This is a genomic window from Paraburkholderia dioscoreae (assembly GCF_902459535.1).
Taxonomy (GTDB): Bacteria; Pseudomonadota; Gammaproteobacteria; order Burkholderiales; family Burkholderiaceae; genus Paraburkholderia; species Paraburkholderia dioscoreae.
The window spans coordinates 1960902-1980579 of sequence record NZ_LR699554.1 but is presented as its reverse complement, the minus strand read 5'-3'; the positions used below and the strand labels follow the sequence as shown (position 1 = coordinate 1980579).

The 19678-nt window shown below is 62.6% G+C and carries 17 protein-coding genes; 10 read left to right on the top strand and 7 right to left on the bottom strand.

Going from position 1 to position 19678, the window contains the following annotated elements; genetic code table 11:
- Positions 1–29 precede the first annotated feature (29 nt).
- Together PDMSB3_RS29040 and PDMSB3_RS29035 are read left to right on the top strand one after the other, a co-directional pair.
- On the top strand, positions 30–509 hold the full coding sequence (locus PDMSB3_RS29040) for a nuclear transport factor 2 family protein (protein ID WP_165188510.1): 480 nt from the start codon (positions 30–32) through the stop codon (positions 507–509).
- A 113-nt stretch (positions 510–622) separates the two neighbouring features.
- Entirely contained in the window at positions 623–1501 is an 879-nt protein-coding gene (locus PDMSB3_RS29035; RefSeq protein WP_165188508.1) for a 2OG-Fe(II) oxygenase, read from the top strand.
- Positions 1502–1520: 19 nt separating this feature from the next.
- Here PDMSB3_RS29035 and PDMSB3_RS29030 read toward each other — a convergent pair whose 3' ends face one another.
- From PDMSB3_RS29030 to PDMSB3_RS29015, 4 genes are all read right to left on the bottom strand, one after another.
- Complete coding sequence (locus tag PDMSB3_RS29030; protein ID WP_007177484.1) at positions 1521–2177, bottom strand: cation diffusion facilitator family transporter; 657 nt, start codon at positions 2175–2177, stop codon at positions 1521–1523.
- Positions 2178–2331: 154 nt separating this feature from the next.
- Positions 2332–2766, bottom strand: a complete 435-nt coding sequence (locus tag PDMSB3_RS29025) for a GNAT family N-acetyltransferase (protein ID WP_007177483.1) — start codon at positions 2764–2766, stop codon at positions 2332–2334.
- A 39-nt stretch (positions 2767–2805) separates the two neighbouring features.
- Positions 2806–4245, bottom strand: a complete 1440-nt coding sequence (locus PDMSB3_RS29020) for an MFS transporter (RefSeq protein ID WP_165188506.1) — start codon at positions 4243–4245, stop codon at positions 2806–2808.
- Between the two features lie 387 nt (positions 4246–4632).
- Positions 4633–5514, bottom strand: a complete 882-nt coding sequence (locus tag PDMSB3_RS29015) for an isocitrate lyase/PEP mutase family protein (protein WP_007177481.1) — start codon at positions 5512–5514, stop codon at positions 4633–4635.
- 168 nt (positions 5515–5682) lie between these two features.
- Between PDMSB3_RS29015 and prpR the strand changes: the two genes are divergently transcribed.
- The 4 genes from prpR (at position 5683) to PDMSB3_RS28995 (ending at position 11822) form a co-directional block, all read left to right on the top strand.
- Positions 5683–7719: a propionate catabolism operon regulatory protein PrpR gene (gene prpR, locus PDMSB3_RS29010; RefSeq protein WP_007177480.1), complete on the top strand. Its 2037-nt coding sequence runs from the start codon at positions 5683–5685 to the stop codon at positions 7717–7719.
- 124 nt (positions 7720–7843) lie between these two features.
- Positions 7844–8407, top strand: a complete 564-nt coding sequence (gene ahpC, locus PDMSB3_RS29005) for an alkyl hydroperoxide reductase subunit C (RefSeq protein WP_007177479.1) — start codon at positions 7844–7846, stop codon at positions 8405–8407.
- Positions 8408–8559: 152 nt separating this feature from the next.
- On the top strand, positions 8560–10152 hold the full coding sequence (gene ahpF / locus PDMSB3_RS29000) for an alkyl hydroperoxide reductase subunit F (RefSeq protein WP_007177478.1): 1593 nt from the start codon (positions 8560–8562) through the stop codon (positions 10150–10152).
- A gap of 515 nt (positions 10153–10667) precedes the next feature.
- Positions 10668–11822 (top strand): alkane 1-monooxygenase, encoded by a 1155-nt coding sequence (locus PDMSB3_RS28995; protein WP_007177477.1) that lies wholly within the window; start codon positions 10668–10670, stop codon positions 11820–11822.
- An 81-nt stretch (positions 11823–11903) separates the two neighbouring features.
- Here PDMSB3_RS28995 and PDMSB3_RS28990 read toward each other — a convergent pair whose 3' ends face one another.
- Positions 11904–12317: a DoxX family protein gene (locus PDMSB3_RS28990; RefSeq protein WP_165188504.1), complete on the bottom strand. Its 414-nt coding sequence runs from the start codon at positions 12315–12317 to the stop codon at positions 11904–11906.
- Between the two features lie 135 nt (positions 12318–12452).
- Positions 12453–13178, bottom strand: a complete 726-nt coding sequence (locus PDMSB3_RS28985; protein ID WP_165188502.1) for a pirin family protein — start codon at positions 13176–13178, stop codon at positions 12453–12455.
- A 130-nt stretch (positions 13179–13308) separates the two neighbouring features.
- Here PDMSB3_RS28985 and PDMSB3_RS28980 point away from each other — a divergent pair, with 130 nt between their 5' ends.
- Positions 13309–14199: a LysR family transcriptional regulator gene (locus PDMSB3_RS28980; protein WP_007177474.1), complete on the top strand. Its 891-nt coding sequence runs from the start codon at positions 13309–13311 to the stop codon at positions 14197–14199.
- 116 nt (positions 14200–14315) lie between these two features.
- On the opposite strand, the gene PDMSB3_RS28975 is transcribed toward PDMSB3_RS28980, so the two are convergent.
- A complete protein-coding gene (locus PDMSB3_RS28975; RefSeq protein WP_007177473.1) occupies positions 14316–15332 on the bottom strand; it encodes a 1-aminocyclopropane-1-carboxylate deaminase in 1017 nt (338 codons plus the stop codon).
- Positions 15333–15495: 163 nt separating this feature from the next.
- On the opposite strand from PDMSB3_RS28975, the gene PDMSB3_RS28970 reads away from it, so the two are divergent.
- The 3 genes from PDMSB3_RS28970 (at position 15496) to katE (ending at position 19646) form a co-directional block, all read left to right on the top strand.
- The gene (locus PDMSB3_RS28970) at positions 15496–16026 is read left to right on the top strand and encodes an Lrp/AsnC family transcriptional regulator (RefSeq protein WP_197740283.1); all 531 of its coding nucleotides are present in this window, start codon (positions 15496–15498) and stop codon (positions 16024–16026) included.
- 407 nt (positions 16027–16433) lie between these two features.
- Entirely contained in the window at positions 16434–17330 is an 897-nt protein-coding gene (locus PDMSB3_RS28965; protein WP_165188500.1) for a MipA/OmpV family protein, read from the top strand.
- A 192-nt stretch (positions 17331–17522) separates the two neighbouring features.
- Positions 17523–19646, top strand: a complete 2124-nt coding sequence (gene katE, locus PDMSB3_RS28960) for a catalase HPII (RefSeq protein ID WP_007177470.1) — start codon at positions 17523–17525, stop codon at positions 19644–19646.
- Positions 19647–19678: the final 32 nt, after the last annotated feature.

Genomic DNA, 19678 nt, shown 5'->3' with positions numbered 1-19678 from the left:
ATAACCGGGCAACGCACGATATCAAAACAATGAGCCATCCCAACACCGAACTGATCCAGCGTTTCTACAGGGCGTTTCAGCAACGCGACGCCGAAAACATGGTGGCCTGTTATGCCGACGACGTCGTCTTCAGCGACCCCGCCTTCGGCGAGTTGCACGGCGACGAAGCGCGCGACATGTGGCGCATGCTGGTGGCACGCGCGCAGGATTTCTCGCTGACGTTCGAGGGCGTCGAAGCGGACGACCGTAGCGGCCGCGCCCGCTGGGTCGCCAGTTATCTCTTCAGTCAGACGGGGCGCGCGGTGGTCAACCGCATCGACGCCCGCTTCGTGTTCCGCGACGGTCGCATCGTCGAACATCGCGACAGCTTCGATTTATGGAGCTGGACGCGTCAGGCATTGGGCCTCAAAGGAACGCTGCTCGGCTGGTCGCCGCTCGTGCAGCGCGCAATCCGCGCCCAGGCGCGAAAGGGCCTCGACATCTACCGGCGCCGGCAACCGCGCGCCTGAATGTCGGGCCGGGAGCCGAGAGCCAGGAGCCAAGACCCGCGTCCGCCAGCGCACGCTTGCTATCATTCAGCGAAGTGATGCTGTATTTCTTCAAGCGGACGAGCGAGGAAGTTATGCCAGTAGTAGATGCCGCATGGGAAGAGTGGCTGAGCAGCAACGTGGCGCGCGGCTGCAGTCCGGGTTCGATGATCGACGCGATGGTGCAGGCCGGTTTCGCCACCGACGCCGCGCGCGTGGCCGTGCATAAAACCTTCGGCCAGAACCCGGCGAATCCCGCCTTTGCCGCGGCGGCGGCGACCGAGGCTGCGCTTGCCAAAGCCGCGCCGCAAACCTATCAGTACGACGATCCGCCCGTTGCGCGCGGCAATCTGATCCGGGCGTACGATCGCGACGTGCGTGTGGTGATGCGCTGCGAGCGGCCGCAGATGATCGTGTTCGCCGATGTGCTGTCGCCCGACGAATGCGCGGAGATGATCGAACGCTCGCGGCATCGGTTGAAACGCTCCACCACGGTGAATCCGGCCACCGGCAAGGAAGACGTGATCCGCAATCGCACCAGCGAAGGGATCTGGTATCAGCGCGGCGAAGATCCGTTCATCGAGCGGATGGACCGGCGCATTTCGAGTCTGATGAACTGGCCGGTCGAAAACGGCGAAGGCTTGCAGATTCTGCGCTACGGCACGACCGGCGAATACCGCCCGCATTTCGACTACTTCCCGCCCGATCAACCCGGCAGCACGGTGCACACCGCGCAGGGCGGCCAGCGCGTGGCCACACTCGTGATCTATCTGAACGACGTGCCCGACGGCGGCGAAACGATTTTCCCGGAAGCGGGCATGTCGGTCGCGGCAAGCCAGGGCGGCGCGGTGTATTTCCGCTATATGAACGGCCGGCGTCAACTCGATCCGTTGACCTTGCACGGCGGTGCGCCGGTGCTCTCCGGCGACAAATGGATCATGACGAAGTGGATGCGCGAACGCGCTTACGGCTGACGCAAGCCGGTCCCAGGTTCTATTCAGCCGCCTGACCGGCGGGGGCGGTGCCCGGCGCGCTGGCGAACAGTTGTTTCAACGCGCCGCGGCCGCTTGTGTAGCCCATGCGCATGATCATCAGACCGATCGCCGCGCCGGCAATGTGATCCAGCATCGGCATGCCGGCCAGACTGCCGGCCAGGCCCAAGGTTGCGACCAACGCAGACACCGCGTCGACACGCGCATGCCACGCGCTTGCCAGCAGAATCGCCGAACCGGTGCGCGCGCCTTCGGCCCGCAAATAGCGAAACAGGGCTTCCTTTGCGAGCATCACGAAACCGCTGACCGCGAGCGCGCCGATATGCAACGCGGTGCCGCCGCTCAGTGTGGAGGTTTGTGCGATGCTGCTCCAGAGCATATCGACGGCGGTGATCGTCAGCACGGCGGCGATGAACAGCGCGGCCAGTGCCTGCTCGATGCCGCGGTCGGCGCTGTTGCCGACCATGCGCGGCTTCGCACGCTGGTGTCTGGTGGTGAGGTACAGCACGATCAGCACGACGCTATCGGCGGCGAGGTCGCTCAAGGTGTGGACGCCGTCGGCAAAGAGGCCGTCCGAATCCGCCATGAAGCCAATGGCGATCTGCATCGCCGAAAGGAAAGCATTGAGCAGCGCGCTGGCGGAAGCGGCCTTAAACAAGGCAGCCGCCGTTGAGGGAATCGCTGCGGCTGTCGCGCGCGGAATGCTGTGGCATGGGCTGGGGACGGTTTTTCTGCGGTTGCTATTCTCGCAGCAAATTAACCGTCCAACGTGGCATGCCGATGACAGCGCGGGGGCCTCGCTCGCGTCGCGCTCAGGCCGTCCTGTAGACGTCCGGGTTATGCAACTCCATATAGCGTTCCGGATTCGCGAGCCCCGTGAAGCCATGCGGCTCGTACACGTGATGCGCGTCTGTCGTCACCAGCACGATTCTTCGCAAACCCTGGAGCGACGGACTGGCGAACACGTGCTTCATCAATGTGGATGCGTATCCTTTGCCGCGATAATCCGGCAGCACGAACACATCGCACAGGTACGCGAAGGTCGCGCCGTCCGTAATCAGTCGCGCGAACGCGACCTGCCGGCCTTCGATATAGCCGCCGAAACATAGCGAGCCCGCGACGGCCCGCTCGAAAGTCTGGCGCGGCATGCCCTTGGCCCACGCGGTCTCTTGCGACAAAAACGTGTAGACCGTCTCCATCTCGAGATCTGCCTTGTTGCTCGAAATCGTCAGCTCGTGTGTTTGCACCGCGTATCTCCGCCTGTTCTGTCAAAGCGCGCGCCGACGTCAACCCTTCGCCGGATCCTCGCTGCCTCGCGACCCGCCGCCTATGCTCTGTCCGGCATCGCGTGCGAGGCCCATGTAACCCGTCACCGATACAAGCGTCACCACGCCCGCGAACAGAAACGCGAGGCGGAAATCGTCGAGCGTGAAAATGCGGCCCGTGGTCTCGCCGTTGAAGAAGGCCGCCGCGCGCAGCGACACGGCGCCGAACGCAATGCCGAGACCGATCGTCATCTGCGCCGCCGCGCTCCACAGCGTGCTGGCCGCGCTCATCTGCGGTTGCGCGACGTCGGCATAGGCCAGCGTGGCGAGCGTGGAGAATTGCATCGAACGCGCCACGCCGTAGACGAATACGACGAACAGCACCAGCATGAGCGGCACGTTCGGCGTGAGCAGTCCGCATGCGATGATGAACACGCCGGCCACCGTCACGTCGACGATCGACACCATGCGGAAACCGTAACGCTGCAGGATGCGCGTGGTCAGCGCCTTCATGCCGAGGTTGCCGAGCGCGCTCGCGAGCAGCAACAGCCCCGACTTGAACGCCGACAGGCCGAAGCCCACCTGGAAAAGCAGCGGCATCAGATAAGGCACCGCGCCGATGCCGATGCGCGTGAACGAACCCGTCACCACAGTGACCGAGAAGGTCGGGATCTTCAGCGTCGAGACGTCGACGAGCGGATGCGGATGACGCTTCGCATGCTGGAAGGCCACCACGCCCATCAGCAATCCGCCGAGAATAATCGCGCCGGCCACCCACGGATTTTCGCCGGGCTGGCTCGCCAGTTCCGCGCCGTACAGAATCGCCGTCAAGGTCGCGCCGCTCAGCAGCAGGCCGACCACGTCGAGCGGCTTGCGCTCGGTGCCGCGCAGGTTGGGCACCAGCGCGAGCGCAACGGCCATTGCCGCGAGGCCGAACGGCACGTTGAGCAGGAAGATCCAGCGCCACGACGCGTAAGTCGTGATGAAACCGCCGATCGGAGGCCCGACCACGGGCGCCGCAATCGCCGGCCACGTAATGGTGGAAATCGCCTGCATCATGCGGCTTTTTTCGGTGCTGCGGACCACGATCAGGCGGCCCACCGGCACCATCATCGCGCCGCCCATGCCTTGCAACAGACGGGCCGCGGTGAACTCCACGACGTTCTGCGAGAGACCGCATAGCACGGAGGCCACGGTGAACACGCCGATCGCGCTGAAGAACACGGTGCGCGAGCCGCAGCGGTCGGCGACCCAGCCGCTTGCCGGAATGAAGATCGCCAGCGCCAGCATGTAGGCCGTCATGCCGAGACTGAGACTGTTGGGACCGACGCCGAACGAATGCGCCATCTGCGGCAACGCGGTGGCGATCACGGTGGTGTCGAGGTACTCCATGAAGAAGGTGGCCGCGACGATATACGGCAGCCAGCCGACATGCGCGGTGCGTGTCTCGTTGCCGCTCATTGCGCTGTTCCCGCCGCGCTGCGTGCAGCGCCGTGCGAACCCGTGTGGGCGCCGGTGCCGTGGGCGTGCCGACGCGCTGGGCGCGGTGGTTTGGCCTTCATGTTCTTGCGACTACCTTTCGAAAACGTGTTTCCGGCATCCGGACGAAGTGGACGAAGTGGACGAGGCGGACGAGCGACCCGATCGCGCCCGCGGGTGACGCGCCGGCGACGCCATCCAGGTCGGCACGCGAGCGCTAGCCCTGAATCCTAACGCAATAAATGGCGCCATACCGCTGGCGGAGATCATTGTCGCCGCCGCGTGCAAGGCAGCGGGCGCACGCGGCGTGCCTGCAAGCCGGCCTGCCCGTGCGCCCGTTTACCGGAAATACTGTCTTCTATGCGCCGCTCAGTCTTTCGCGGCGTACTCGCGGTCCAGCTTGTCGTACAGCGGCTTGTTGACGAGGCGCTGGCGTTCGCTGAACGGCGCGACGAGCGTGGCGTCCTCGTCGAGGCGGCCATTGCTCTTCAGTGTGCCGAGTGCGCGCTGCATGCCGAGCACCGCGCCTTGCAGCGCCGCGTTCGCGTACAGCACGATGCCGTAACCGAGTTTGGCGAGTGCTTCGCGCGATTGCACCGGCGTCTTGCCGCCGATCACGATATTGATCAGTTGCGGCTTGTCGAACAGGCCCGGCAGACGTTCGATGTCCGCCAGCGATTCGGTCGCTTCGATAAACAGAATGTCGGCGCCGGCTTCGATAAACCGGTGGCCGCGCTCGATCGCGTCCTCGATGCCGTGGACCGCGGCCGCGTCGGTGCGCGCCATGATCTGCAGATTGCCGTCTTCGCGGGCGTCCACGGCCGCGCGGATCTTGCCGACCATCTCGCTTGCGCTTACCACTTCCTTGCCGGAGAAGTGGCCGCATTTCTTCGGCATGATCTGGTCTTCGAACTGGATCACGTCGGCGCCGCTGCGTTCGAGCACGCGCACCGTCTGGCGCACGTTCAGCGCGTTGCCGAAGCCGGTGTCGGCGTCGACGATCAGCGGCAGAGCAACCGCGTCGCGAATCCGCGCCGTGTGTTCAGCCACTTCGGCAAGGCCGATGAACCCGAGGTCCGGCAGGCCGAGCGACATGTTGGTGACGCCTGCACCTGTGATGTAGATCGCCTCGAAGCCGGCGTCCTCGATCACGCGCGCGCTCATCGCATTGAAGGCGCCGGGCACGAGCAGGCCCTGGCGTTCGTTGACTTTGGCGCGGAAGGCGGCGCGGCGGGTAGCGGAAGTGCTCATGACGGTGTGTCTCCAGAAGAAAAGGGCAGATATACGTAGGCGTTGTTTTGCAGGAAGCGTGCCATTTGGCGGCGTCGGCGATTTGTTTCGGACAATCAACAGGTTAGCGGGCAAGCAGCGGCACGGCGCTTCGTGGCACAATGGGCGTGGTGTTCCGTGGAACGTTTCATGGAACGTTCCAATGTAGAGCGGAGTGCCGCCGTGTCCACTTTCACGTCATCCTTTACGAATTCCGATCCGGGCCGCCCCGGCGTCGCACTGGTGAGTATCAGCCGGTTGCGGTCGCTTTGCGAGACCGTCGCGCCACGCTACGCCGGGCGCGCGAAATTCTTTTCGGTTCGGGAAGGCTACGGCGCCGCCGTCACCGCCTTGCAAGCCTACGTGGACGCCGGCTCGGTCGACGTGGTGCTGGCCGCCGGATCGAACGGCGCCTACCTGCGCGACAACCTGAACGTGCCGGTGGTGATGGTCAAGGTGAACGGCTTTGACGTGCTGGGCGCGATCACCCGCGCCACGACCACGTGGCCCAATGCGCAGATCGGCCTCGTGCTGCACGAAACGATCTCGCACGAACTGAGCGACCTGAGCGCCTGGCTAAAAGTCGGCCTGAAACAGCGCGCCTACCGCTCGATCGACGAAGTGCGGCTCGCGGTCGACAATCTCGCCGCCGAAGGCTGCAGCGTCATCATCGGGCCCGGCATGGCTTGCGATTTTGCCCAGCAGGCGGGCCTCGCGAGCGTTTTCCTGTATTCGCTCGGCGCGGTCGAAGAAGCGTTCGAACGCTCGGTCGAACTGGCGCGCGTGAGCCGCCAGAAGGAATCGAAGCGCGTGCGCCTGAACACGATCGTGGCGCATCTGCGCGACGGCGTCGCTGCTTTCGACGAAGCCGGCCAGGTCGAAGCCGTCAATCCGGCCATGCTCGATCTGCTCGGCCTCGACCGCGAGCGGGACGTGCCGGGGCAGGTGGAGCGCGCCGTCGGGCCGCTGCTGCGCGAGACGCTGGAGCACGATACGCCGATCGAAGAACGGATCGAGCAGATCGGCGGCCGCGCGCTGATCGTCAACTGCTTGCCGATCGTGGAGCAGGGCGTGCGCTCCGGGTCGGTCGTGACGCTGCAGGATGCTCTGGTTGCGCAGCGGATCGACCGCTCGCTGCGGACCAGCCAGCGGCCGAAGCATCTGGTCGCGCGGCATCAACTGGACGATCTGATCGGCAACTCGGCGGCGCTCGAGCGGGTGCGGCGTCTGGCGCGCGCGGGCGCGGCGCACGACGCCACCGTGCTCCTCACCGGCGAAAGCGGAACCGGCAAGGAACTGGTCGCGCAGGGCATCCACAATGCGAGCCCGCGGCGCGGCAATCCGTTCGTCGCGTTCAATTGCGCGGCGCTGCCCGAGGGGCTGATCGAAAGTGAACTGTTCGGCCACGAGGAAGGCGCGTTCACCGGCGCGCGGCGTGGCGGCAAGCCGGGGCTCTTCGAAATCGCGCACACAGGAACGATTTTCCTCGACGAAATCGGCGAGATGCCGGCGGCGCTGCAAAGCCGTCTGCTGCGGGTTCTGCAGGAGCGCGAGGTGATGAAGCTCGGCTCGGGACGGGCCACGCCGGTCGACGTGCGGGTAATCGCCGCCACGCACCGCGACCTGCACGCACTGGTCGAGCAGGGCGCGTTTCGTGCGGATTTGTATTTTCGTCTGAATCTGCTTCAGATAGAATTGCCGCCGCTACGCGAACGGCGTGAAGATGTTCCACAACTGGCGCGGCACTTGTTAAGCCGCGGCGCGCTCCAATATGGCTTGTCGGAGGCCGCGCTCGAGCGGGTGCTGGCGTTTCTCGCGCCGCTGTTCGCGCACTACGCGTGGCCCGGCAATGTGCGGGAGCTGGAAAATCTGCTGACGCGCGCTGCGATCTATCCCGGCGGCGAAGCCGGTCTGGATTGGCGGGCGGTGTTTCCAGAGTTCGGACGCATGGAGCAGCGGGCGGCCGCTAGGGAAAACGCAAGCGGCGCAGAGGGTCCAGGCGGGGCGAACGGGTCGAACGGTTCACATGCCACCGCCGAAACCACCCCGGCGCGCGTAAGCCCGACCCGTGAGGACGTTCTGCACGCCCTTGAGAAGGCCGGCGGCAACCGCGCTGCGGCAAGCCGGGCGCTGGGAATCGGCCGGACCACCCTCTGGCGTCTCATGAAAGACCCCTCCACCGGATGACCGCGATCGGGAATCTTCGGATAGCGTCAGACTATCGCTATGATTAATACAATCCGCTTTACCTATTAAGCGTCGTCTGACATACTGACTCCACTTCCAACCACTCCGAAAGAGGACTCAGCAAATGCCGATCATCAATAGTCAAGTCAAACCGTTCAAAGCACAGGCTTATCACAACGGCGAATTCGTGACCGTCACTGAAGAAAGCCTGAAGGGCAAGTGGTCGGTTTTCGTTTTCTATCCGGCTGACTTCACGTTTGTCTGCCCGACCGAACTGGGTGACCTGGCCGATCGCTACGCCGAATTCCAGAAGCTCGGCGTTGAAATCTACAGCGTCTCGACGGATACGCACTTCACCCACAAGGCATGGCACGACACGTCGGACACGATCCAGAAGATCAAGTACCCGATGGTCGCCGACCCGACGCTCGCCATCTCGCGCAACTTCGACGTGCTGATCGAAGAAGAAGGCCTGGCGCTGCGCGGCACGTTCGTGATCAACCCGGAAGGCGAGATCAAAGTGGCCGAAATTCACGACAACGGCATCGGCCGTGACGCGGGCGAACTGCTGCGCAAGGTGCAGGCGGCGCAATACATCGCGGCTCACCCGGGTGAAGTGTGCCCCGCCAAGTGGACGCCGGGCGCTGAAACGCTGACCCCGTCGCTGGACCTGATCGGCAAGATCTAAGGTCTCACGACCTGACGCAGTAGGCGCCTCGCGGCGCATCACCGTGCGGGCCGCTTCTTACAGTGGTTCGCACGTCCCCGGACCGCACCAGTTCTATCCGGACGCGTGCGGCGCCGGGAACCCAACACCCATCGTCACGGAATCGAATAGCCATGCTTGATGCCAATCTCAAGACTCAGTTGAAAACGTACCTCGAAAAGGTTAGCAGGCCTATTGAGATCGTCGCGTCGGTGGACGACAGCGCAAAATCGCAAGAGCTGCTGGCATTGCTGAACGATATCGCGACGTTGTCGGACCGCGTCACCGTGATCGAGCGTCGTGGCGACGCCGAGCGCAAGCCGTCGTTTTCGATCGGCGAGCCGGGCAAGGAAACGGGCATCCGTTTCGCCGGCATTCCCATGGGTCATGAATTCACGTCGCTCGTCCTCGCGCTGTTGCAGGTCGGCGGCCATCCGGTCAAACTCGAAGACGCCGTGATCGAACAGATCCGCAATCTCGACGGCGACTATCAATTCGAAACGTATTTTTCGCTGTCATGCCAGAACTGCCCGGAAGTCGTCCAGGCACTGAACGTGATGGCGCTGATCAACCCGCGCATCCGCCACGTGGCGATCGACGGCGCCCTGTTCCAGAATGAAGTCGAAGCGCGCCAGATCATGGCGGTACCGACCATGTTCCTGAACGGCGAAGTGTTCGGCCAGGGCCGCAGCGGCGTGAAGGAAATTCTCGCGAAGCTCGATACGAACGCCGGTGCGCGTGCCGCGAAGGAACTGGAAAAGAAGCCGGTGTTCGATACGCTGATCGTCGGCGGCGGTCCCGCGGGGGCGGCTGCGGCGATTTACTCGGCGCGCAAGGGTATCGCGACGGGCGTGGTGGCGGAGCGCTTTGGCGGTCAGGTGCTCGATACGCTGGCCATCGAGAACTTCGTCTCCGTGACGGAAACCGAAGGGCCGAAGTTCGCCGCGGCGCTCGAACAGCACGTGAAGAGCTACGAAGTCGACGTCATGGACGTGCAGCGCGCCGAAGCGCTGATTCCGGGCCGCATCAACGAAATTCGTCTCGCGAACGGCGCCGTGCTGAAGGCGAAGACGATCATTCTGGCAACGGGCGCGCGCTGGCGCGAAATCAATGTGCCGGGCGAGCGAGAGTATCGCAATCACGGCGTGGCGTATTGCCCGCACTGCGATGGTCCGCTGTTCAAAGGCAAACGCGTTGCGGTGATTGGCGGCGGCAATTCGGGCGTTGAAGCGGCCATCGACCTCGCGGGTATCGTGCGTGAAGTGACGCTGTTCGAGTTCGGCGCTACGTTGCGTGCCGACGAAGTGCTGCAACGCAAGCTGCGCAGCCTGGCTAACGTGACGATCGTCACGCAGGCGCAGACCACGGAAATCACCGGCGACGGCAAGAAGGTCAACGGTCTGGTCTACAAGGATCTGCGCTCGGGCGAAGTGAAGCAGGTCGAACTGGAAGGCGTATTCGTGCAGATCGGTCTCGTGCCGAACACCGAGTGGCTCAAGGGCACGGTCGAGTTGTCGAAGCACGGCGAGATCGTCGTCGATGCGCGCGGTGCGACTTCGGTGCCGGGTGTATTCGCCGCCGGCGACGTGACTACGGTTCCGTTCAAGCAGATCGTGATCGCCGTGGGAGAGGGCGCAAAGGCATCGCTCTCGGCATTCGATTACCTGATCCGTAATAGCGAAGAAGTGGAAGTGGTCAGTGAAACCGAGGCTGAAGTAGCGGTTTGATTTAGTGGTGGTGGGAAAAGTGGACGGCGGCCTTTGGGCCGCCGTTTTTGCTTGCCTTGGCGCCACTACAAAAACCGATGGCCGCCTTCCGGCAACCGTCGTATGCGGGGTTCTCCGTGTGCCTTCGCACAGTTTCCACTCCGGGTGGAACCCGATCTTACGGGCAGCGCTACGTTTTTCGCACCCGCTCGTACGTAGTCTTGATGCGTGATTGTATGAATTAGAAGCGCTGGAAGCGCTAGAAGCAAGCGACCGTACGTCCCGACCGCGGGAACGCGCAGATGAGGCGGGTCCGGCGCGCCTTTTCCAACACCCGTTTCATTCGCCCGCTCGTCTCCCACTCCGCACGCCTCTTCAACAACCCTTCTGTTTGGAGCCCCGCACCTAGGCCAATTCCTTGGCTATCCCGCTCGCCAGGCCATATAAATCTGGGAGTCGGCAGAAATCCCGCCGACCTGCGTGCGCGCCCTGCCGCCGCACACGGACACCGGGTACATAAAACAAGGAGGGAGACAATGGCAACATCGCAAGCGGCGCTCGCGCGGTGGGTCGACGGCAAGCGTTATTGGTGGCTGCTCGGCGCGCTCACGATCACCTTGCCGCTGCACGCCGCGAATCTGGCGCTGCACACCGGCTGGCATATCTTCTGGTGGTTCGGGCCGATTTTCGTGTTCGGCATCATTCCGGTGCTCGATTATCTGATCGGCGACGACCCTGGCAATCCGCCGGAAGACATCGTCCCGGCACTCGAAAAAGAGCGCTATTACCGCCGCGTCGTTTATCTCGCCACGTTCATCGAGTACGTGTCGTTTTTCGGCGCGTTATGGATCGTGGGCACGCATGCGCTCGCGTGGTATGACTACCTGGGCTTTGCGCTCTCGCTCGGTGCGGCGACCGGCGTATCGATCAACACGGCACACGAACTCGGCCACAAGACCGATCGCTTCGAGCGATGGCTCGCCAGAATCACACTGGCGCCGGTCGCTTATGGTCACTTCTTCGTCGAACACAATCGCGGGCACCATGTGCGCGTGGCGACGCCGCCCGACCCGGCCAGCGCGCGCTACGGCGAATCGTTCTGGGCCTTTCTGCCGCGCACGGTTCTGGGCAGCATCGCGTCGGCGTGGCGGCTCGAAAAACATCGCCTCGCGCGCCTCGGCAAGTCGCCGTGGACGTGGCGCAACGAGATTCTGCATTCGTGGGCAATGACGGTGGTGCTGTGGGGCGCGATGATCGCGCTATTCGGCAAAGCAGTGATTCCGTTCCTGCTGATTCAGGCAGTATACGGTGCGTCGCTGCTCGAAGTGGTCAACTATCTGGAGCACTACGGGCTCGGCCGCAAGCAACTCGCGAGCGGCCGTTATGAGCGTTGCCAGCCGCAGCACTCGTGGAACAGCAACCGCATCGTGACTAATCTTTTTCTGTATCAGTTGCAGCGTCACGCGGATCATCACGCGAATCCGACCCGTTCGTATCAGGCGCTGCGTCATTTCGACGGTGCGCCGCAATTGCCGTCGGGTTACGCCACGATGATCATGCTCGCCTACGTGCCGCCGCTGTGGTTTCGCGTGATGAATCCACGCGTGGTCAAGCACTATCGAGGCAACATGGCACAATCGAATATCCGCCCGGCCATTCGCGAGCGCGTGCTTGCGCAGTTTGTGGGCTAGTACGAACGGTTCAGAGCAGGCAAAAAACCGCCCGGCGTCGACCGGGCGGCTCTCTTTGCAACGTGCCATACCAGGGCAGTATCAACGCCGGTCGATGGAATACTTTCCGGCGCCGGTCACGCACAACAGCAGCAGTCCGCCAATGATGCTGATGTTCTTGTAGAAGTGAATCATATTGTTGTACTGCATTGCACCGGTCATGTTCCAGTAATGGTGGCCGATGATTGCGGTGCCGAGCGTGTAGACCGCGAGCAGCAATGCAAGTGGCCGCGTGAAGAAACCGACCAGCAGCGCAATGCCCACCACGAACTCCATCACTACGGCGATCACCGCCGACAACCCGGGCACCGGCGCGCCGCTCGAAGTCATATAAGCCACAGTGCCGGAAAAGTCGGTGAGCTTCGACCAGCCGAACATGATGAACAGCACCATCAACAGAATGCGGGCGACGAGAATGACCGCGTCTTTCTGATTGTCCAATAGCGTATAGCGCATGATTTTCTCTCACAGGATAGGATGAGTGAGGCTCGCCGGAGTTTTCCGGCGAGTCCCGCCCAGGTTCTGCACCCTCGGGTCTTCAGACCGTCAGGCCGCTCACGTCACGTGAAACACTCAACTCACTTGAGCCGCTCAGGCCCACAGATCCGACATCTCGATGGCGCGCAGGTCGAACACCAACACTTCCGCGTCACGGCCTTGCGTGAAGGTTAGCGCTTCCTCGCCGCGCACCCGCGCTCCGTCGCCTTCGTTGAACTCGACGCCGTTCACGATCACGCTGCCGCGCGCCACGTGCACATAAGCATAGCGATTGCCGGCCAGTTCGAGCCGCGCTGTTTCGTCACTGTCGAAGAGACCGGCATAGACCCGCGCGTCCTGCTGCAGCACCAGCGAGTCGTTCGCGCCATCGGGCGAGAGCACGAGGCGCAACACACCGCGTTTCTGGTCCGAGCCGAAGTGGCGCTGCTGATAACGCGGCGCCGTAGCCTTTTTGCCCGGCGCGATCCAGATTTGCAGAAAGTGCACGGGCTCGCTCTTCGAATGGTTGTATTCGCTGTGTGCAACGCCGGTTCCCGCGCTCATCAACTGGATGTCGCCTGGCACGATCACCGAGCCGGTGCCCATGGTGTCCTTGTGTTCCAGCGCACCTTCCAGCACGTACGAAAAGATTTCCATGTCGCGGTGCGGGTGCTTGCCGAAACCTTGGGCCGGTGCGACGCGGTCGTCGTTGATGACGAGCAGATCGGAGAAGCCGTTCTGTTTCGGATCGTGATAGTTCGCGAAGGAAAACGTGTGACGCGAGCTGAGCCAGCCGTGCTCCGCGCGGCCGCGTTGATTGGCATGTCTGATTTCAAGCATCTTCTTCTCCTTGAGTTGTGCGATCCGAGCAGATGTCTGTCCGCGACCCATGAAACGAAGTGTAGGTCAATTAATATGGCTATAATCGTCGTTAAAACGGAAACACTGTCACCAAAGAGTGGACAATAGAATGCAGCTCGACGACATGCGGATCTTCGTCGCCACGGTGGACGCTCATAACTTCACGGCGGCGGCCAACCGGCTGTCGCTGTCGAAACAGTTCGTCAGCCGGCGGGTCATGGCGCTGGAAGAAACACTCGGCGTGCAATTGCTGATTCGCAACACGCGCAAGCTGGCAGTGACGGACCTCGGGCAGGAGTTTTACGAGCGCGCCAAACGCATTCTCGGCGAGGTCGAAGACGCCGAGCAGGCCATGTCGCTGCGGCGTGCCGGGCTACGCGGACTGTTACGCGTGAGCGCGCCGATGTCGTTCGGGATGGCGCACCTGTCGCCGCTCGTGGCGATGTTCCTGCGCGAACACGGCGACGTGCGCTTCGAGATGGATTTGAGCGATCGCACCGTCGACGTGGTGGGCGAGGGCTTCGACATGGCAATCCGGATCGGCGCCTTGCCCGATTCCACGCTGATTGCGCAGAAGCTCGTGGATATCCGGGTGGTGGCATGCTGCAGTCCCGGCTACGTGCGGCGCCGTGGTACGCCTGCTGTACCCGCCGATCTGGAACGCCATTCCTGCCTGTTGTATGGACATGGCGGGGCCGTGAGCTGGGAGTTCGTCGTCGACGGCGTGACGAAAGGGGTCGAGGTACACGGCCCGCTGCGCGCCAACAATGGAGAGCTGGTGCGCGATGCCGCCATTGCGGGTTTGGGGATTGTTCGGCTTCCTGATTTTATCGTGGCGGACGCACTCAGGAGCGGCCAACTCGTGCCGGTGCTCGAAGATTTTCTCCCCACGGCGACGGGTGTTTACGCCGTTTATCCGCAGCACAGGCAAAGCTCCCTCACGATCCGGGCACTCGTGGAGTTCCTGAGGGAGCACTTGAGGAAGCGCATGAAGGCGTGAAGCCTGGGTTTGCTGCGCGAGAGTTTTTCAACCAGGCGGCGATGCCACCGTTGAAGCGGCGGTTGGCCTGACGGGCGCCGGCTGCTGCCTGGCATTGCCGGCCGCCTGTGCGGCCATTAGCCGTTGCGGAAAATAAAGCTGTAGCCGTTCAACGCAGGCACGCCGCCGAGGTGCGCATACAGCACGCGCGAGCCTTCCGGGAATTCGCCATTGCGCACCATGTCGAGCATGCCGTGCATGGATTTGCCTTCGTAGACCGGATCGGTCAGCATGCCCTCCATGCGCGCGCACAAGCGGATCGCCTCCAGCGTGCCTTCATTCGGCAAACCGTATTCCGGACCTGCGAAGCGCTCGTCGAGTACGACGTCACGGCTCGTGATATCGCGTCCCAGGCCGACTTTTTCCGCCGTGTGCTTCGCGATTCGGGTGATCTGCTCGCGCGTCTGCTCCGGCTTCGCTGAAGCGTCGATGCCGATCACGCGATCGGCACGGCCGTCAGCGGCGAAACCCACCACCATGCCGGCCTGCGTGCTGCCGGTCACCGAACACACCACGACGTAGTCGAACCTGAAGCCCAATTCGGCTTCCTGCGCGCGCACCTCCTGCGCGAACCCGGCGAAGCCGAGGCCGCCGAGCGGATGGTCCGAGCAGCCGGCGGGGATCGCGTACGGTTTGCCGCCGGCGGCTCGCACGCTTTCCAGTGCATCTTCCCAGCTCTTGCGAAAACCGATGTCGAAGCCGTCGGATACGAGGCGCACGTCGGCGCCGAGAATGCGCGACATCTGTATGTTGCCCACCCGGTCGTAGACCGCATCCGAATAGTTGACCCAGTTTTCCTGCACCAGCACGCACTTCATGCCCAGGTGGGCCGCCACGGCCGCCACCTGGCGCGTCTGGTTCGACTGAATGCCGCCGATCGACACGAGCGTGTCGCAACCTTGCGCGAGCGCTTCGGGGATCAGATATTCGAGCTTGCGTGTCTTGTTGCCACCGAACGCGAGGCCGCTATTGCAGTCCTCGCGTTTCGCATACAGATGCACTTTGCCGCCGAGGTGCCTGCTCAAACGGGTCAGCGGTTGAATCGGCGTCGGCCCGAAAGTCAGAGGGTAGCGAGGGAATCGTTGCAGGTTCATGGCAGCTCCGTGGTTTAGTCAGTGTGACGCGAACGTCGTTGCGTCGCGTTAATGAAATGGTAGGGAGAACCGCCAGAAATGTGCTTGCAAAAGAATTGTGCTCGTCATACTTTTAATAAAGTTTCGAGTGGAATGGATTAATAAAAATGAATAATTCGAGCCTATGAGCGCAACAAAACTTCGTAAGGACCAGAAGAGGGCCGTTGCGGTCGCGGCGGTTCGGGCCGATCCGCTGCAATCACTCGACCGCATCGATCGCGCGATTCTTCGGCAACTGCAAACCGACGCGTCGATTTCGAATGTCGCGCTTGCTGCCAGGGTCAAGCTGAGCGCGCCTGCATGCTTGCGGCGTGTGGAGCGGCTCAAGGAATCCGGGCTGATCCAGGCGGTCGTCGCGCTGATCGACCCGAAAGCGGCAGGGGCGGGAATGCTGGTGATGATCGGCGTGGTGCTGGATCGCTCCACGCCGGAATCGTTTGCCGAGTTCGAGAAGGCGGCGCAGAACGTGACCGGCTGCATGGAATGCCATGTCGTGACCGGTGAGTTCGACTATTTCATGACCATTCGCACGCGCGACAGCGACAGTTTCAATCGTCTGCACGCGGAGCAGTTGCTCTATTTGCCGGGAGTCCGGCAAATCCGCTCGTTCATGGTGCTTAAGGAAATTCTTTCGACCACCAAATTTCCGTTGTGATCGCCGTTCGGTCCGGCGGCCGTGGGTCTCATCGCCAAGCCGTTCATGCAGGAGCGCAGGCCGTCGGACCTACGGCCATGGTCGGGCCGTGCGCCCTTGACAGAGGGCCGAGGGTATTTCGTGCTTGTCTGGTGCTTGTCTGCGCTGGCCCGGGCCCGCTCGTGAACCACCAGGCCCGCATTTTGCAATGGTGCGTCCATCGGCAAATCTTTCGTAACGGTCTGCTTAGACAAATACCTGATTTACGGCTGTGATCGCTTGGGTTTGCCGGTAGTGCGCGTCGTTCGCTGAAAAAATTACATGCCGTGCGTAGTAACGCGGCGGCCGCCCGGGTGTTTTTTTATCCATTGCGGACCTTGGGCGAAACATAACCCTCTCTTCGCGATACGCGAGATCGGAGATTTGTGGTGTTCAACAGCCGTAGAAAGCGGGGCGGCAGGCTCCGCAATAATGCAGGCATCGCGGCAATTTCGCTGGTCGCCGCCGCGACCGTTGGCGGTATCGCTGTGTTCCCGGCTTCGGTCTCGGCCCAGACGCCTTCGCCGCTCGGCGAATGGCAATATTCGGTCGGTATTCCGCTGCAGAAGATGTGGCAGCCCAATATCCCGGACTGGCAGGTACGCCTTGGGCTGGCGACGTCGTTCCAGCCGCGCTACGAGGGCTCGGACCGGTATCACCTCATGACGGGCCCGAGCATCGACGTGCGCTACAAGGATCTGTTCTTCTTATCGAGCGGCGAGGGTTTCGGCGTCAACTTCGCGCAAGGCCAGAACTGGCGCGCCAGTGTGGCGGCCGTCTACGACCTCGGACGGCGCGGCCATGACGATCCGCAGGAACTGAACGGTCTCGGCAATATCAATCCGGCGCCGGGTATCAAACTGGCCGGCGAATACGTGCTGTCGAAAGACTTCCCGCTGGTGTTACGCGCCGACGTCAGACGCTATTTCGGCGGTTCGAACGGCTGGACTGGCGATTTCGGCGCATATATGCCGATGCCGGGCAGCACGAAGCAGTTCTTCTGGTTCGCCGGTCCGAATGTGACGCTGGCGGACTCCACTTACATGAATAGCTGGTTCGGCGTGAATCAGAGTCAGGCTGCGCACTCGCAGTTTTCGCAATACCACGCCAGTGCGGGCTTCAAGTCGGTGGGCTTTGGCATCAGCGCGGTGTGGCTGTTCGACAAGCATTGGTTCGCCACCGCGGACGGCGCATTCCAACAGTTGGTCGGCAGCGCGGGCAATAGTCCCGTCACGCATCGCAAGGCCAATGGCGTAGCCGATATTTCCATCAACTATCGCTTCTGATGCAGCGCTCTTGCGTATGAGTGTCATGGACAGCGGCGCGCAAATGCAGCGCGCCGCATTGCCAGTGATCGGCAACCCGGCAAACGGCACGTGCGATCGGGCCGTTTGCGGGTACATGGTTTGCTGCCTTCATTCGGCGCGTTAGACCGGATTTCCCCGCCGGCACGCCTCGAACGCAAGGAGCAGATTCTCATGGCAGGTAAAACGAATGCACAGAAGCCGGTAGCGAAAAACGCGCCGGCGAATGGGCCGCAACCGGATCCGAAATCGAAGGATCTCGAACAGTTTCGAGTTCATCCAGAAGGCGAGGCGCTGAGAACCAATCAGGGCGTCAAGATCGCCGACAATCAGAACACGCTGCGCGCTGGCCCGCGCGGCCCCTCCCTGCTTGAAGACTTCATCATGCGTGAGAAGATCACGCACTTCGACCATGAGCGTATTCCTGAGCGCATCGTGCACGCGCGCGGCTCGGCGGCGCACGGCGTGTTTCAGGTGTACGAATCGATGCAGGAATACACCAAGGCCGCGTTTCTGCAGGATCCCGCTGTGCAGACGCCGGTGTATGTGCGCTTTTCCACGGTACAGGGCCCGCGCGGTTCCGCCGACACGGTGCGCGACGTGCGCGGCTTCGCCGTGAAGTTCTATACGCAGGAAGGCAATTACGATCTGGTCGGCAACAACATGCCGGTGTTCTTCATTCAGGACGCCATCAAGTTTCCCGACTTCGTGCATGCGGTCAAGCCGGAAGCGCCGAACGAAATGCCGACTGGCGGTTCCGCGCACGACACCTTCTGGGATTTCGTCTCGCTGGTGCCCGAGTCCGCGCATATGGTGCTGTGGACCATGTCGGACCGTGCGATCCCGCGCAGCCTGCGCACCATGGAAGGCTTCGGCATTCACACGTTCCGTTTCGTGAATGCGCAAGGCAAGGGGCGCTTCGTCAAATTTCACTGGCGCCCGGTGCTGGGCTCGTACTCGCTGCTATGGGACGAAGCGCAGAAGCTGGCCGGTAAAGACCCGGATTTTCATCGGCGCGATTTGTGGGAGTCGATCGAACGGGGGGACTTCCCCGAGTTCGAGCTCGGCGTGCAGATCATCGAGGAAGCGGACGAACATAAGTTCGACTTCGACCTGCTCGATCCGACCAAGCTGATTCCGGAAGAACTGGTGCCGGTGAAGATCATCGGCAAAATGACGCTCAATCGCAATCCGGACAACTTCTTCGCCGAAACCGAACAGGTGGCGTTTCATCCGGGCCATGTCGTGCCTGGCATCGACTTTTCGAACGATCCGCTTCTGCAAGGTCGTCTGTTCTCGTACACGGATACGCAGATCAGCCGCCTGGGCGGCCCGAACTTTCACGAGATTCCAATCAACCGGCCCGTATGTCCGTTCAACAACAACCAGCGTGACGCAATGCACCGGCAGACCATCAACGTCGGCCAGGCCTCGTACGAGCCGAATTCGCTGAGCGGCGGCTGGCCGAAGGAAACCGATCCGGCGCCGTCCGACGGCGGCTTCGAAAGCTATCAGGAGCGCGTGGAAGGCACCAAGATTCGCGTGCGCAGCGAATCGTTCGCCGATCATTTCTCGCAGGCCGCGCTGTTTTACAACAGCATGTCCCAGCCCGAGAAAGACCATATCGCCGCGGCTTATCAGTTCGAACTCGGCAAGGTGACGAAGCCGGAGATTCGTGCACGCGTGGTGAACGAGATTCTCGCCAACTTCGATGCGGGGCTCGCGGCGCAGGTGGCCGACGGGCTGGGTTTGCCGACACCGAAGAAAGGCACGGCGAAGCTGTCCGGTCCCAAGGAATCACCGGCGCTGAGCCTGCTCAACCGCGTGAAGCCGGGCATCAAGACCCGCAAGATCGCGTTGCTGGCCGCGCCCGGTTCCGATGGCGCCGCCATCAGGAAGCTTCAGCAGGCGCTGCAAGGCGAGGGCGCAACGCCCATGTTGATCGCCCCGACGCTTGCCGCGATCGACGGCATGGCGCCGGACGCCACGATTGCCGGCTTGCCGTCGATCATGTTCGACGCGGTGATCGTGGTGGGTGGCGACCAGGGCGCGAAGACGCTGGCGCAATCGGGCGACGCGCGGCATTTCGTGCTCGAGGCGTTCAAGCATCTGAAGGCGATTGCGGCAATCGGCGCGGGGCGTGACGTGCTCGCCGCGGCGCACTTGCCGGACAATGCCGACGGCGTCGCAACCGGCGACGACAAGCAGGCCGCTGAAGTACTGAAGGCCTTCATCAAGGCAGCCGAGAAGCACCGCGTGTGGTCGCGTGCGCAGCAGGCCGAGACCGTGCCGGCGTAAGCGTCTGTCGAATCGTTTCGGAAGAAGCCTGG